This is a genomic window from Paenibacillus sp. XP01 (assembly GCF_057364885.1).
Genome location: NZ_CP139481.1, coordinates 222,806 through 237,159, shown reverse-complemented (window position 1 = coordinate 237,159; position 14,354 = coordinate 222,806). Strand labels below are relative to the sequence as shown.

General features: G+C 51.1%; 11 protein-coding genes. 5 read left to right on the top strand and 6 right to left on the bottom strand.

Going from position 1 to position 14,354, the window contains the following annotated elements:
* Positions 1 to 186: 186 nt before the first annotated feature.
* From SNR34_RS01130 to SNR34_RS01115, 4 genes are all read right to left on the bottom strand, one after another.
* On the bottom strand, positions 187 to 1,197 hold the full coding sequence (locus SNR34_RS01130; protein WP_486180968.1) for an SPFH domain-containing protein: 1,011 nt from the start codon (positions 1,195 to 1,197) through the stop codon (positions 187 to 189).
* Positions 1,198 to 1,239: 42 nt separating this feature from the next.
* Positions 1,240 to 2,127: a TPM domain-containing protein gene (locus SNR34_RS01125; RefSeq protein WP_486180967.1), complete on the bottom strand. Its 888-nt coding sequence runs from the start codon at positions 2,125 to 2,127 to the stop codon at positions 1,240 to 1,242.
* Positions 2,124 to 3,155, bottom strand: a complete 1,032-nt coding sequence (locus SNR34_RS01120; RefSeq protein WP_486182377.1) for a TFIIB-type zinc ribbon-containing protein — start codon at positions 3,153 to 3,155, stop codon at positions 2,124 to 2,126. The genes SNR34_RS01125 and SNR34_RS01120 overlap by 4 nt, the downstream gene beginning before the upstream one ends.
* Positions 3,156 to 3,227: 72 nt before the next feature.
* Positions 3,228 to 3,926 (bottom strand): PspA/IM30 family protein, encoded by a 699-nt coding sequence (locus SNR34_RS01115; protein WP_236420344.1) that lies wholly within the window; start codon positions 3,924 to 3,926, stop codon positions 3,228 to 3,230.
* Positions 3,927 to 4,200: 274 nt separating this feature from the next.
* On the opposite strand from SNR34_RS01115, the gene SNR34_RS01110 reads away from it, so the two are divergent.
* Positions 4,201 to 5,961 (top strand): methyl-accepting chemotaxis protein, encoded by a 1,761-nt coding sequence (locus tag SNR34_RS01110; protein ID WP_236420345.1) that lies wholly within the window; start codon positions 4,201 to 4,203, stop codon positions 5,959 to 5,961.
* Between the two features lie 152 nt (positions 5,962 to 6,113).
* On the opposite strand, the gene SNR34_RS01105 is transcribed toward SNR34_RS01110, so the two are convergent.
* Together SNR34_RS01105 and SNR34_RS01100 are read right to left on the bottom strand one after the other, a co-directional pair.
* A complete protein-coding gene (locus SNR34_RS01105) occupies positions 6,114 to 6,332 on the bottom strand; it encodes a hypothetical protein (RefSeq protein ID WP_236420346.1) in 219 nt (72 codons plus the stop codon).
* A 136-nt stretch (positions 6,333 to 6,468) separates the two neighbouring features.
* A complete protein-coding gene (locus SNR34_RS01100; protein ID WP_486180966.1) occupies positions 6,469 to 8,577 on the bottom strand; it encodes an RICIN domain-containing protein in 2,109 nt (702 codons plus the stop codon).
* 515 nt (positions 8,578 to 9,092) lie between these two features.
* Between SNR34_RS01100 and SNR34_RS01095 the strand changes: the two genes are divergently transcribed.
* The 4 genes from SNR34_RS01095 (at position 9,093) to pdxA (ending at position 14,285) form a co-directional block, all read left to right on the top strand.
* Positions 9,093 to 10,775 carry a PrpR N-terminal domain-containing protein gene (locus SNR34_RS01095; protein WP_339275566.1) on the top strand — a complete coding sequence of 561 codons (1,683 nt, stop codon included), beginning with the start codon at positions 9,093 to 9,095 and terminating at the stop codon, positions 10,773 to 10,775.
* A 163-nt stretch (positions 10,776 to 10,938) separates the two neighbouring features.
* Entirely contained in the window at positions 10,939 to 11,928 is a 990-nt protein-coding gene (locus SNR34_RS01090) for a 2-keto-3-deoxygluconate permease (protein ID WP_236420349.1), read from the top strand.
* A 63-nt stretch (positions 11,929 to 11,991) separates the two neighbouring features.
* Positions 11,992 to 13,287 (top strand): four-carbon acid sugar kinase family protein, encoded by a 1,296-nt coding sequence (locus SNR34_RS01085; RefSeq protein WP_486180965.1) that lies wholly within the window; start codon positions 11,992 to 11,994, stop codon positions 13,285 to 13,287.
* Entirely contained in the window at positions 13,284 to 14,285 is a 1,002-nt protein-coding gene (gene pdxA / locus SNR34_RS01080) for a 4-hydroxythreonine-4-phosphate dehydrogenase PdxA (protein ID WP_339275562.1), read from the top strand. The genes SNR34_RS01085 and pdxA overlap by 4 nt, the downstream gene beginning before the upstream one ends.
* Positions 14,286 to 14,354 lie beyond the last annotated feature (69 nt).

Genomic DNA, 14,354 nt, shown 5'->3' with positions numbered 1-14,354 from the left:
CTTGATTTAAAGATAATATATCTCGTTCACTTTGTCAACACTTTTCAACTAAAAATAAATCATTGTTTTCCACCCGGCGGGTAATGCCTTGCCGTACAACTACAGGGGGACAAAAAAAGCCGGCCACCGGGTGCAAGTTCACCCGTCCGCCAGCTTATACCGCCTCCCCGGCGGGAGACATTCGTGTTACCCCAGTTTATGACCACAGTTCGGACAAAATTTGGAGCCTTCGTTTTTGGTTCCGCAATTCGGACAAAAATTCGGTGCATTGGAAGAAGGGGCGCTTCCTCCCTGCGCATTGGACTGACCGGCTTCTTGCTGCTGGTTCGGGTTCTGATGTTGACCTGCATTGCCCTGATTCATGTTCTTGAGCATTTCGTTCGCCATGTTCATGCCCATCATCATGCTTGCCATGTCCGAAGCTGCTCCCCCACCCTTCACCTTGCCCGAAGCGATGCCGTCCGTCATGCTGACCTGCTGGTACTTCTGGAGGTTACCGATCATTTCGTGGGAGGCCGTTTTCGTAATCATGTCCTGGATTTCTTGCGGATAATTAAAGCTCATAACTTGGAAACCGGTAATGCCAATGCCGATGTCCATCATTTCCATGTCCAGATCCTCGCGGATTCCACGCGCAATTTCGGCGGCATTGGCCTGCAGGTTGAACATGTCCTTGCCTTCCCGGCTGATCCACTTCATAAGCAATTGATCCAATACGGCGGTCATGCGGATTTTGACGTCCTCGACGAGATAGCTCTGTTTAATGCCCGCAATTTTATCGATCAGTGTGACATAGTCGCTCGCTTTGAAATTAAACGTGCCGTTCGCTCGGATCGGCATGCCACCGGGAAGCTGCGGCGTCGGGATCAGAATCGGGCTCTGCGTGCCCCACCGTACGGTGAACTCTTTGGTGTTGACGAACAGCACCTCAACCCGCATGCCGCTGTTGAAGCCGAATTTGAATCCTTTTAATGTAGACAGAAACGGAATGATGTCCGATTCGATACTGAACGAACCTTCATCCTCGAATATGCCTTCGATTTTGCCGTTGTTGAGGAAAATGGCATCCTGCCCCGAACGGATCACCAGCTTGCTGCCTTTTTTGATTTCCCGGTTGCTCCATTTCCAAAAAATCATGTCATCCCTGAATTCTTCCCATTCCACCACGTTTGCAAATTGGTTCCTGAAAAAACCCATCCTTATCCCTTCCTTTCCTGAAATCAATAAGCCGCCATCATCCTAAAAAGATCCCCGGCTGCCGCTGTGAGAGTGCCCGCCACTGGTCGTACCCCCGCCGCCTCCGCCAGAATTGTTGTTATTGTTGTTGTCCGGTATGCGTTCCTTGGTAACGCTGGTCCGAATGTACCGGTCCTCCCGGTCCAGCAAGGCCGAGGAATTAAAATCCTGGTACGTATGCGCATTCACCGTGACCCGTCCACCGGAACGATATGCCATAACGCCAACAGAAACTGCACCGATCAGCGCCGCAATACCTAGCTGCACCCAGGTGTTGGCCAGCAGATGGTCCACTTTTGACGAACCACTTGCCCCCCCATAGCTATAATGATTGTTCGAGGAACCTGCTCCGTTGTAACCTGAAGACCCGGATGTACCCGAATCCGTCTCAGGAGCCACCCCCAAGTAATCGTAGGATGACCTGATATATGTTTCAAAAGCTGTTTTGTAGTCCCCGCTGGACAAGGATGGCGTAATCTGGTCGCGAATCCGATCCAGCCTGGAGTCGTTCAGATAAGTCTCCGCTTTGTAAAATCCGGCAATATAAATGTCGCGATTCAACATATCCAGCGTCATAATGACGGCATTCCCGTGCTTTTTGCTGTATCCGGGAGCCTGCTCATCGTAAAAATCCTCTGTGATTTGCTGAACATCTTCATTGCTTTCATTGAGTGTAGTATAAACGATAATATCGGTTTGCCTTTCTGTCCCAAGCTCGTTTGCTAGTTCGTTCAGTTCCTCTCGCTCCCTTGAGCTTAGCAACGAAGCTTCATCGTAAATCAAGGTTTTCCCACCCGTGACCGCAGCTGCCGATACCGGAATCAATACAAGCGATCCGAAGCCAATGACGGAAAGAAACACTAATAAAATCAGCCCTGCCCCCGCTTTCATGACAAACCTCCTCCCAGCAACCAAATCGCCGCTTTCAATGCAAGGAAAGAAATGCCCGTGATCCCCGCAAACCAGCCTGTCACCTTCCATTTACTGATGGGCGGCTTGCCAACGACTTTGCCCGTATGACCGTTCATGGCAAACTTGTATTCCTTATGGTTATAGTCATAGGAAACCATCCATACCGGCAACAATATGTAATCCGAATGCTCCACCTTCGTCTGCACGGACATGCTGCCCAGCGTCCTCGTCGTATACCCCGTAATGGTTGAAGATATATAAGATTCAATGTATGGACGTACCTTGGATTTGGCTCGCGGAAGCAGCTCTTCATCATCGTAGCTGTACTTCTCGGCGGTATAACCGGCGAGATATGCCGTCTTGAAAGCCTTCAGCTCCTTATAGGGAAACGGCTCCAGCTTATCCATCAACGCATCGTCCATCTTCGCCGAAGCATCCACCGGCAGATTGACGAAATTGGCACGCACCTTCCGATAGATCTCGTAGTGATCCGTTTCCGTGTATCGATATTGTCCCTGGGTATACATCCTTACTTTGGTGGCGTGACCACTTACGTCAGCAACATTGTTGAGTTCGTACATCCAGAACGGCACATAGATTCCGCTCATTTCTTTTACCCGATTCGCCGTCATGAAACCGCTTGGTGTCAACAGGCCGTTTTTGCACCATTTTTTAAACGCTCGCTTCGCCTCTTCCTTTCCAATCGAAAACGGAATGACCTTGGCAGGCGCCAACTCCCCGCTCAATCGGTCCGCCAGCACCACCGCCGATCCGCAGAAGCTGCATGTCGTGGCGCTTGTCTCCGGTTCGGTTACGATAACGGCTCCACAGCTGGTGCAATGGTACTCCTTCACCTCTCCTGCCTCGAAGACCTGCCGCTTCAAAGGGTCTGGAAGCTGCTCAATGTCGTCCTTCCGTCCGCAGCTCGGACAGGACAATGCTCCTGTAACGCTGTCAAACATCATGCCGCTGCCGCAATTGGGGCATTTATATTCAATGACAGGCATTTGCCCACCCCCATGTCTGTAATATCGGTCGTTTGCTCCTTCCATACAAGTCAAGTTACGCAAAGCTGCCGATTACTTCCTTTGCTGTTCTTGCAGGGCCCGGAGCTCCTCCTCGGTTGTGAGTGCCTCGTTTCCACCGCGTGGCTCAGCATTCATCTCGCGCTCCAGCTGCGCAATCAATTCATCCAAATCGTCGCCTTGTGCTTCTGCACGCAACTCGGCAAGCGCCGTTGCTTCATTTAGCGCCTGATTTGCCTTTTCCTCCATCGCTTTAAAGGCAGCATCCGCACTCCGCAGCGCGGCATTCCGTTCATTTGCCTGCTGCTGCGCCCGAGCATCGGCCATTTTTCCCTTGAGCTCCGCATGCCTGGATTCAAGCCGATTCAGATCGGATACCAGCTTATCCTGCATGTGTTTCATCATTTTCGCTTTGGCCGACGCCCGTTCATGGGCCGCCTGAAGCTCGCTCATTTTACCCGCCAGCTTTACTTTCTTCTCCAGAAATCCTCTTGCCCTGTCCTCATCGCCGTCCTGAACCGATTTTTCGGCATACCGCTGGAGTTTCCGGATTTCTGCTGCGCACTCATCCACCGCCCGCTTCGCCCGGCTCTCTTCAGCCAATACGCCTGCAGTTTCTGCCTTAACCTGGCCCAGATCGCTGTTCATGCTTCGCATGCATGCATCCACAACCTTCTCCGGATCATCCGCCCGTTCCAGCAGATGGTTTACATTTGCCTTCATGACATCCCTGAATCTCGTCCACACGCCCATGTCCGTACCTCCTACAGTAAGTAACCATTTTTACTATAATACATGAATTTACATCAGAGGTTTCATTTTTCTATGACGATTCAAACATATAACAACTTTCAATATTAAATCATTTATTTAAAAATCATCCACTTTCTACCTGTTCCATAATGTCCCATATTCCGATATATCCATATAGATATCACGATTCGTGGCAAGTGCACGATGCTTGAGCAGGATAGCATTACATCCGGCCCAATCACGGCACGGATCGATACAACAAGGGGGATTCTATATGTTTCGCAAATCCGATTCGGAACCATCTTCTTCAGGCAGGTTCGCTTGGCTAAACCGCCTGAAGCTGACGACAACCTTCATTTTGATGGTCAGTTTCAACGTGATCGCCTTGTTCGTCGTATTTCTCGTCGGCATGGACGGCATGAAAGACGCGCAGGACGGTCAGGAAACGTTATACAAGGACCGGTTCCAGCATCAAGCCATCATTCTCGGCATCAAAGCCGACTTCTACAACATGCGTGCCAACTATACCAAGGTGCTTGATAAATCGGAATACACGGACAAGCAATATCAACAGGTTCAAAAAGGAAAAGGGCTCGTGTCCGAAGGCTTGAACAGCTATTCCTCACAACATCTTAACGAGCAAGAACAGGGCATGTACGGCGACTTGAAGCAAAAGCTGGATACATACTATGCAGATATCGAAAAGATTATGGAGGCCAAGAAAAATACCGGCACCTACGACCAGGAGGAACGCAATCGCATCAACTCGAACAGCACCGCGATCGTTGAATCGTTAACCGCTCTGGCCGAGTACAATGAAGCACAATCGGCCGCCCTGTTCGAACAAACCGAAACCAACATACAAAACCATGCCAGCATACTCGGCTTCCTTCAAGTCATTCTTCTGGTTCTTATGGTCGGCGCGACCTGGATCACCGTTCGCAACCTTCACCGCCGAATGAAAGGCATCACCCAGTATTGCCAGGAAATCACGGCAGGGCGCATGTATGCGACATTGAATCCCGAGCTATTACAGGGGAAAAACGAGATCAGCGTCATCGCCCGCTCCATTGACCAAATGACGGCAAGCACGGTGAATATCATTACGGGCGTAGCGGAAGAATCCCGCTCCATTCATGCGATGAGCGAAAACACCAATGCCAGCATGCAGGAGCTGAACAAAAGCGTGCTGGACGTCTCCGCTACCGTAGAGCAGCTGTCAGCCACGATGCAGGAGACGTCCGCGTATACGGAAACGATGAACTCATCGGCGGATAACATCCGTGAATCGGCCCATTTTATCGGCAGCAAAGCCCAGGAGAGCGTGGTCCAAGCCGAAGAAAGCATTGAACAAGCTCATCAGTTGGTAGCCCGTGCAGAGGAATCCGGCAAGGCCGCGGAACAAGTGTATCAACAAACCGAGACCCGGTTGAGCAATGCTTTAGTGCGTGCGCAGGCGGTGGATCAAATCAGCCTGCTCTCCCAGTCCATCCTGAACATCTCGGCACAAACCAATTTGCTGGCCCTCAACGCTTCGATTGAAGCCGCACGAGCCGGAGACGCCGGCAGAGGTTTTGCGGTCGTGGCCGATGAGATCCGCAAGCTTGCGGACGGCTCCCGCCAGGCTGCCGATCAAATCCAGCAGGTGACCGTTGAGGTCGTCGATTCCGTTACCAACTTGTCCTCCCATGTTCGGGAACTGCTCGCCTGGGTGTCCGAACAAGTCAATGAAAATGCGATGCTGCTTCAAGAAACGGCAGAACAGTACGCACAGCATGCAAACCAGAACAAAAATGCATCGGCAAGTTTGTTCCACATCATACAGGAGACGAATGAATCCATTGAAACGATGGTTCGCTCCATTCAGGAAATTGCCGCAGCCAGCGAACAATCGGCCGTGTCCACGCAGCATATTGCCGAACAGATGGTATCGGCAACAGAACAATCCGGCGACGTATCCGACCAGTCCGAACAGGTCAAGGCCAGCGTCATCCGGATGGGCGAGCTGATCAGCCGCTTCAAATTGCAGGCATAGGACATCCTGTCTTCCCGACCGCATCACCTGCGCATGAAGGCAGGATTAAAAAACTCACGAGATGCCAGGCCTTGCGGCCATCTGTCTCGTGAGTTTTTCTATTGCGTTTGTGTTGATTATTTGGGCTCCTGTTGCATGTAGTCATCAGTTCATCACGGTTCAAGCGGAAGACTCTCCACGGCGGTGAAAAAGACGTCCAGCAGCTCGACTCCAAAGTGCTCTCGAACATATTCCGCAATCTGCACCAGATCGCCTTCCCGTTGATACTCCAGACAAGGGCGGCCTTCGCTCCACAGTGCCCTGCACGGGAACCGGTCGACGACTTGTTCGATAATGTAATCAGGTTGAACCATTTCGCGGCTTCCTGCCATCTATGATCGTGCCTCCTTTTCCCTAAACACAGCATCACTTCACTATGGTTATTTTGGAAAACGGCAGGCACTGTTTCCGTGATCAATATCACACGCCTAATCCAAAGGGAACTGGCATCGCCGATCGCAGATGATCCTATTTGGAACCAAAGATGGATTGGTTGTTGGAACCGATCAGTGAGAATGTCATCACTTCGTTATGGCTGGACAGCTCATTTTTTTGTTTGAAGAATACGCCTTTATACGTCACCCCGTTAATGACCATGGTGCAGTAATACGTACCGGCGGTGTTCGACCATGTGCCTGTCACGTCGCCGGTAATCGTCCCGTTGGCGTTCAGCGTCACGCTTCGGGTCGGAAGCATGCCCACGCCGCTAATGGAAGCATCCAGCCCCATATTGACGAATTGGTACGTTCCCGTCATGTCGCTCGCGCTATATCCGGTGGAAGAGATGCTGCTGCCCAAAAATTCGTATACGGCCGTCACCGGCCATTTGTCGGCGTTCAAAAATTGCTGATGCGCCCGAACCTCATGGTACTCGGTCCCATTATTGAAGCGGGTATGGTAAATCAAGTACCTCGCACCATCCGTATCGACGAATGCGGAATTATGCCCGCCCGATTTGTACCCGAGCGGTATGCCGGCCAACGCATAGTTGCCGAAGAGCTTCACTCCCCGGGTCGACTGATCGACGGAAGCGGATGCATAGACTGCCTGATTGCCGGCAGCATCGGTATATGTTCCGTCGATCGTTGTGGAACGATACACGCGAATATGATACCCGCCTTCATTGGCCAAACCGCCGTACGTCACATAAAGGTAGTAGTAGCCTGCATCCTTGTCATAAATGATGTACGGCGCTTCTCCGGTTTTGCCGTAACCGCCCGCAATGCGTTTCCCGAAATAACGGTCCGTATTGCCGCTATCCGATCCCGGATAGATCGGCTGCCCTGTATCCGGATTGATCTGAAGAATGTAAATTCCCCCTGACCAAGATCCATAACTCATCCACAGTTTTCCGGAACTATCGTAAGTCAATGTAGGATCGATGGCATTCGGGAATAACGTATTGTTGTAACCGCCATTGCCCAGGAACCAGCCGCTCCGCGTGCCGGAAAGCGTGCCTTTGTCGATCAGCTCGGGAATGTTGGTATTCTGGTACCACGTGTTTACCGTTTTGGAGCCGAGGGATGACGTGGTCGTTATTGGATTGCTTCCGCTGGTGAAGCCCGAGTAAATGATGGTATCAATGTACTCGTATGGCCCCTTTACGGACTTGGATACGCCAAAACCGATGGCTGAGCGAATATAGGTCGAAGACGTGGAGTAATACAACATGTAGGCGCCCTTGGAACCGTCTGCCCACGTATAGGAAGCATTGTAGATCGGCGAAGCCGGTGCCCATACCGCATGGCCGCCGGAGCTGTCCTGATCGTTATATCCGGCCCAAGCATACGATACCGCCAGAGCGGACGTCAGCGCCGCCCCGGCGCTGCGGGACGCATTGCCGGTGCCGCCTGCTTTGACCAGCTCCCATTTCTGCATATCTCCTCCCCAGTAGTTCCATTGCTGTATGCTTGCTCCGGCAGTCGTGCTGCCGCCAGCCACATCCAACGCCCCGGTATACCCGGATGCCTTGGTCAGGAATGCGACCGTGCCGTCCGCATTTTGCTGAATCCGGAACAGCTGCATCGCACCGCCCCAATATGCCCACTGCTCAATCGGAGCACCATCCGTAGCCGATCCGCCATTGACGTCAATAGCGCTTTTGTAGGCCGAATTGGCCGTAAGCAGGTAGTAGTCCCCGTTCCCGTAATGCATGATTCTGAATTTCTGCGCATCGGAACCGTTATAGGACCATTGACGAAGGCTTGTTCCGTCCGCGGCCGAGCCGTCGGCCACGTCCAGGTACAAGCCGCTGTTTTTATTTTTGAGGTAGTAATACCCTTCAAACGTGGACGGTGCGTACAGGGTGCTGTTGGCGTATCCCTGTGTTCCTTCATACGACCAGTTCCTAAGATCCGTGCTGCTGGCCTGAGCCAGATGCGAACCGTAAATATAGTATTTGTTCGTAGCTGAATCGTAATAGATCGACGGGTCGTGCACGGAAACCCGGGTTGTGTTCGAAGTGGTCGACGAGCTTGCGGCGCCCAACGCGTTCCCGCTTCCCAAAGTAACGGCCAATAGCACGAAAACCAACAACATCGAACCCAGCTTGTTCCATCGTTTATGAATATGCTGCATGATCGGGCCAATCTCCCTTCATTTTGGATGATATATTACGAATCGATATCTCCGTAATTTAACGAGTCACTCTTATGTGAAGCGCTTACAAAATAAAAAAAGCCAATCATTCCGAATGCCCCAATTCCATTCACTTCAAAAAGAATGCGTTTTCACTAATTTGTGAATATATACATTAACATCCCCCTTCTCTGGAATTAAGTATAGCGACTTGGTGCTCCAAACCCTACACTAAACCTCATATTAAAGGGTCCTCCTTGTCGAAGTAAGGCATTTTTTGTCACATTGCAAAATATATATATTTATTAATAGATTAGTGAAAATGTGAATTAATTGTGTTCCCTCTTTCTATTTCTCCGTTCAAATCTCCGTCGCGTTCACACGAGCCAGCTCATCGTCAATATACACATAGGTGCCTTCCTCTTGTAAGTTGGCTATAATAAGGGAAGCGCTCATTCATTGGGATCACCGATCCTCTTGATGAATGGCGATATTGATTAAAAGGCAGGATCACTATGCGTACACGAGTTCACATTGTCGCTCCTTACGAAGCGATGATTCCTATCATACAAGATTGCATTCCCCAATTCCCCCAATTGGCCGTCAAGCTGAACGTGGGCGACTTGGCCAAAGGCGTGGAACACGCCGTCGAAGCGGAAAAAAACGGAGCGCAGATCATCATCAGCCGCGGAGGAACGGCCAAATTGATCAAACATGCCGTGTCCATCCCCGTCATTGACGTGCAGCTGTCGGGATACGACATGATTCGTTCCTTGACATTGGCCAGCCAATTCAACGGCCTTACCGCCATTGTCGGTTTTTCCAACATCACGTCCGGCGCGCAGGCAATCATTGATCTGATGGACCTGCCTTTGAAAGTGTATACGATCAACAGCTCCGAGGAAGTGGCTCCGCTGCTGCTGGAGCTGAAGGCATCCGGTTACCGACAGATTGTCGGCGACGTCATCACCGTCAATACGGCAAAGACCTATGGATTGGAAGGTTTCCTGATCCAGTCCGGCAAAGAATCGATTATGCGGGCGTTGGAAGACGCACAGCTCGTATACCGTTATCTGAGCCAAAATCAAACGGCTTCCGTGATCCTGAACAATTTGGCAACACAGGAACATCCGAACCTGCTCATTTTGAACGATCATAATAAGGTGATCTTCGAGAGTCTTGCCGACTTTGAGCGCAATCCGCTCACCGAAAACCAGATTCATATCATTAACACCAACCTGGAGTTCCACCAATCGAAAGTACAAAACGTTTTTATGGTGGACGACTACCAACTGACAGTCACGGCGCATGAAACGACCCTGGATAACCAAAACTATAAGATATATTACATGGAAAAAGGAAATCCTTATTCATTTGCACAATTCGGTATCAAGTCATATACCGAGGCTTCGATCGAACCGATCGTGGCCGAATCGCCGGCCATGCAGGCCGTCCTGAAGAACACCAAGGCGCTCCATGAAAAGCATGAAGCGATACATCTGCTTGGCGAGCCGGATTCCGGCAAGTCATTCCTGATCAAACATCTCCATCAAATGTACTCGGACGGCGGATTGCTCCTGCAGATAGACATGTCGCAGCTTCCTCCCGGCCATTTGCACAATATTCCGCTAGCGAAAGTGCGCAACGTTGAAATTAACCATGTGGAACACCGAATTCAGGATCAGGAATTGCTCTCTTTTGTCGAGACCTGCCTGGACATGAAAATCGGCGTGTTTATTCTGAGCGAGCAAGCGCTGGACGATCACTGGCCCCTCCATATGAAACTGAATACGATTATCATGCCAAGCCTGGCCGACAGGCAGGAGGACTTGCCGGCTCTAATCCAGCAGTTCTTGAGCCGTTATCATCAGCAATATGGAACGAATGCCGTAAAAATCAAAGAAGACGCGCTGCGCTTCATTCGGGAACAATCGGCACAAATGACGGTGAGCGAATTGAAACATCTCGTCAAACAGGCGGCGCTGAACGAACGGGATTTCGTCATTTCGACCGAAACATTATCCCGGCTGCTTCGTCAACGTCCGGTCTCGAATACGATCCGATTGGATGGCACGCTGAAAGAAATCGAAAAAGAAATCATCGAATATGTGCTGCGCGAGGAAAACAACAATCAATCCAAAGCAGCCGAACGCTTGGGTATCAACCGAGCCACCTTATGGCGAAAACTTAAAGAGTGACTTTAAGTTTTCGCCCTTTTTTTACGCTATAGTGTTGCATTTTTAAACATTATCGATGAAGTATTTAAATTTACAGTAATTATGTGTTGCCAAAATAAACACCATGAGATAAGATAGTCCCTGCAAACGCTTTTATAAAACGATTACTAAGGAGCTATCACTTATGAAAATCAAAGCGACATTAGATCGTATCCCTGGCGGCATGATGGTTGTTCCCTTGCTCATCGGCGCATGCATCAATACGTTTGCTCCAAACGCACTCCGCATCGGCGGATTCACCGAAGCGCTGTTCGTGAATAGTTCAAGCACGCTGATCGCATTGTTCCTGTTGATCGCCGGAACGCAAATCACGTTCAAAACGGCAGGTTCTTCTGTAGGTAAAGGTCTCACGCTGCTTGCGTTCAAGTGGGGGATTGGTGCGATAATAGGTTTGATCGCCATTTTCTTCGCTGATTCGAACGGATTGTTTCTTGGCCTTGCGCCACTTGCCATCATTGCTGCAATGACGAACTCCAACGGCGGTCTGTACATTGCCTTGGCCGGCCAGTACGGCAAGGAAGACGACAAAGCCGCTTATCCTTTTCTTGCATTGAGCGACGGCCCGTTCCTGACGATGGTTGCACTCTCCATCTTCGGTGCCATGGGCTTTGCCAACGGCATGTTCTCCCCGATGTCTTTCGTGGCGGTACTTTTGCCGTTGATCGTAGGTGTCATTCTTGGCAACCTGGACCGCAATCTGGCGGAATGGCTGCATAAAGGCAGCGACAAGCTGGTTCCGTTCTTTGCCTTTTCGCTCGGTATGGGCATCAACTTCTCGGCCATCATTCAAGGCGGACTGAGCGGTATTCTGCTTGGCGTGCTGACCGTATTGCTTACGGGCGGGATTGGATTTCTGCTCTTCAAAGCGATTGGATGGAACCCGATCGTTGGCGCTTCGGAAGGTTCCACTGCCGGTAACGCAGTAGGTACGCCTGCCGCGATCGTAGCTGCAAACGCATCCTTTGCTCCAATCGCCGAAATCGCTACTGTACAGATTGCCGCAAGCGTAGTGACCACGGCCATCCTGCTGCCGATCTTCATCGGCTTCCTGTCCAAACGGCTGGAGAAATCAGGCGGCGTGGCGAAATACAATCAACCGAAAACGACTTCATAAACCGAGCTTCATCATTTTGATGCAACTTCGTATTCATTTAGCTTACAGGGAGGCGATAGCCGCATGAAATTAGCCATTATTGCTGACGATTTGACCGGTGCCAATGACAGCGGTGTACAGCTGGCCCGTCATGGTTTGAAAACAAGCGTATTATTTGACATGGACGAGGATCACATCACCAAGTACGATGCCGTCGTCTTTGATACCGACAGTCGTTCCATCGCGGCGGAGAAAGCTTATGAACGCGTCGCTGGCGCAGCCCAGCTGCTGAAGCGAAGCGGATATGAGTCCATTTTCAAAAAAATGGACTCGACCATGCGCGGAAATATCGGCATCGAGATCGATGCCGTCTACGACGTCGTGAAACCTGATTTCATGATGATCGCTCCGGGTTATCCCAAAAACAACCGCACGATCCTGAACGGCACACATTATTTGAACGGTATTCCGCTGGCGGAAACCGAAATTGCGAACGATCCGAAAACGCCGGTGACCCTCTCCTATCTTCCGGATCTGCTGAAACAGCAAACGAAGTATGAGATCGGTGAAATTACGATCAACGACCTTGCGGCAGGAAAAGATCGCATTCAGGAGCAATTGCGAGGCTTCAAGGAGCAGGGCATTCCTTATGTGCTCGTAGATTCGACGGAAGAGAACCATTTGGAACAAATTCTGAGCATTACCAGCGAGCTGGACTACACGTTTGCTTGGGCAGGATCGGCAGGGATTGCCAATTACCTTCCCGATCATTACGATCTGGGGGCCAACTCCTCCGAGCTGACCATCCCGGAAAATGGCGGACCGATTCTTACCGTCGTCGGCAGCGTGAACAAAAACTCACGCGCACAACTCAAGCTGCTGCTGGAACAAACGGACGTCACATCGATCCCGTTCCATTCTTTCAAAGCAGTGGGGGGAGCCGAAGATCGGACGGTGGAAATTGACCGCGTGTACGAGGAAGTCAAAGCGAAAGCGCTGGAAGGCAAAGACGTCGTGATCTACTCTACCGCAGAGCCGGTAGATATCGAATTGGCTCGCGCCACTGGAGAAGCAAATGGTCTCGACCACACGGAGGTCAGCAACGAAATCGTGCGGGCCATTGGCGAAGTGTGCGCCAAGCTGCTGGAAGAGGGCTGGTTCAAAGGGGTATCGATGACCGGCGGAGATACGGCTAAGCAGATTTGCATCAAATGGAACATTAGCGGATTCGAATTGTTGGACGAGCTCGAAATCGGCGTGCCGATCTCCAAATTCATCGGCATCGACAACCTGCATGTGATCACCAAAGCAGGTGGATTCGGCAAACCGGACGTGTTCATTCATGCCATTCAAAAATTAAAAGGAGGCGTTCCAGCATGAAACCGATTATTGGAATAACTATGGGCGATGCCGCCGGCATCGGACCCGAGATCATTATGAAAGCACTGGGCCATCAGGAGATTTACGACAATTGCAAACCGCTTGTTATCGGTGACGCCAAAATTTTGGCACGCGTGCTGCCTATTATCGGCTCGAACCTGAATATCCATGCGATTCAAGACCCGGCTGACGCCAAATACGAATTCGGCACCGTGGACGTTATCGACCTCGACCTCGTTCCTGCCGATCTCGAGTACGGAAAAGAATCTGGCATTGCCGGAGATGCCGCCTTCCAGTTCCTGGCCAAAGCCGTTGACCTGGCCAAAAAACAGCAGATTAACTCCATTTGCACAGCGCCATTAAACAAAGCCGCTCTGCACAAAGGCGGCCATCTCTACCCGGGGCACACTGAAATTTTGGCCGACCTGACCGATACGAAGGATTTCTCCATGATGCTGACGACGCCTAATCTACGCGTCATTCACCTGACCACCCACATGGGACTGATTGAAGCGATCCAAAGCATCAATCCGGAAAGAACATACACTGTCGTCAAACTGGCTCACGATACACTGAAAAAAGCCGGCTTCGACAACCCCCGCGTTGCGGTATGCGGCATTAATCCGCATGCAGGCGAAAACGGCCTGTTCGGCAACGGCGAAGAAGAAGAGAAGCTGCAGCCAGGCATCGAGCGCGCGCAGCAAGAAGGCATCAACGTCGTCGGCCCTCTGCCTGCCGATACGCTCTTTTTCCGTGCGGGCCGCGGCGATTTCGACATCGTCGTTGCCTGCTACCATGACCAGGGACACGCTCCGATCAAAGTCATGGGCATCGAGGAAGGCGTGAACATCACGGTTGGCCTCAAAGGCGGCATCATCCGCACATCGGTTGACCACGGCACGGCCTTCGACATCGCCGGCAAAAACATTGCCGACGACAAAAGCATGCTGGCCGCCATCCGTTCGGCGATTGAGCTGGCACCGAAAACGCAGGCTTAATAAGCTTTTGTTGCTAGAAGCATAAATAAAGCAGCGATTCTCTTTGGGATGGAGAATCGCTGCTTTTGG

Coding starts and splice junctions, on each gene's coding strand:
- SNR34_RS01130 (WP_486180968.1), bottom strand. CDS start 1,197: ATGGGTTTTTTCAGGAACCAATTTGCAAACGTGGTGGAATGGGAAGAA.
- SNR34_RS01125 (WP_486180967.1), bottom strand. CDS start 2,127: ATGAAAGCGGGGGCAGGGCTGATTTTATTAGTGTTTCTTTCCGTCATT.
- SNR34_RS01120 (WP_486182377.1), bottom strand. CDS start 3,155: ATGCCTGTCATTGAATATAAATGCCCCAATTGCGGCAGCGGCATGATG.
- SNR34_RS01115 (WP_236420344.1), bottom strand. CDS start 3,926: ATGGGCGTGTGGACGAGATTCAGGGATGTCATGAAGGCAAATGTAAAC.
- SNR34_RS01110 (WP_236420345.1), top strand. CDS start 4,201: ATGTTTCGCAAATCCGATTCGGAACCATCTTCTTCAGGCAGGTTCGCT.
- SNR34_RS01105 (WP_236420346.1), bottom strand. CDS start 6,332: ATGGCAGGAAGCCGCGAAATGGTTCAACCTGATTACATTATCGAACAA.
- SNR34_RS01100 (WP_486180966.1), bottom strand. CDS start 8,577: ATGCAGCATATTCATAAACGATGGAACAAGCTGGGTTCGATGTTGTTG.
- SNR34_RS01095 (WP_339275566.1), top strand. CDS start 9,093: ATGCGTACACGAGTTCACATTGTCGCTCCTTACGAAGCGATGATTCCT.
- SNR34_RS01090 (WP_236420349.1), top strand. CDS start 10,939: ATGAAAATCAAAGCGACATTAGATCGTATCCCTGGCGGCATGATGGTT.
- SNR34_RS01085 (WP_486180965.1), top strand. CDS start 11,992: ATGAAATTAGCCATTATTGCTGACGATTTGACCGGTGCCAATGACAGC.
- pdxA (WP_339275562.1), top strand. CDS start 13,284: ATGAAACCGATTATTGGAATAACTATGGGCGATGCCGCCGGCATCGGA.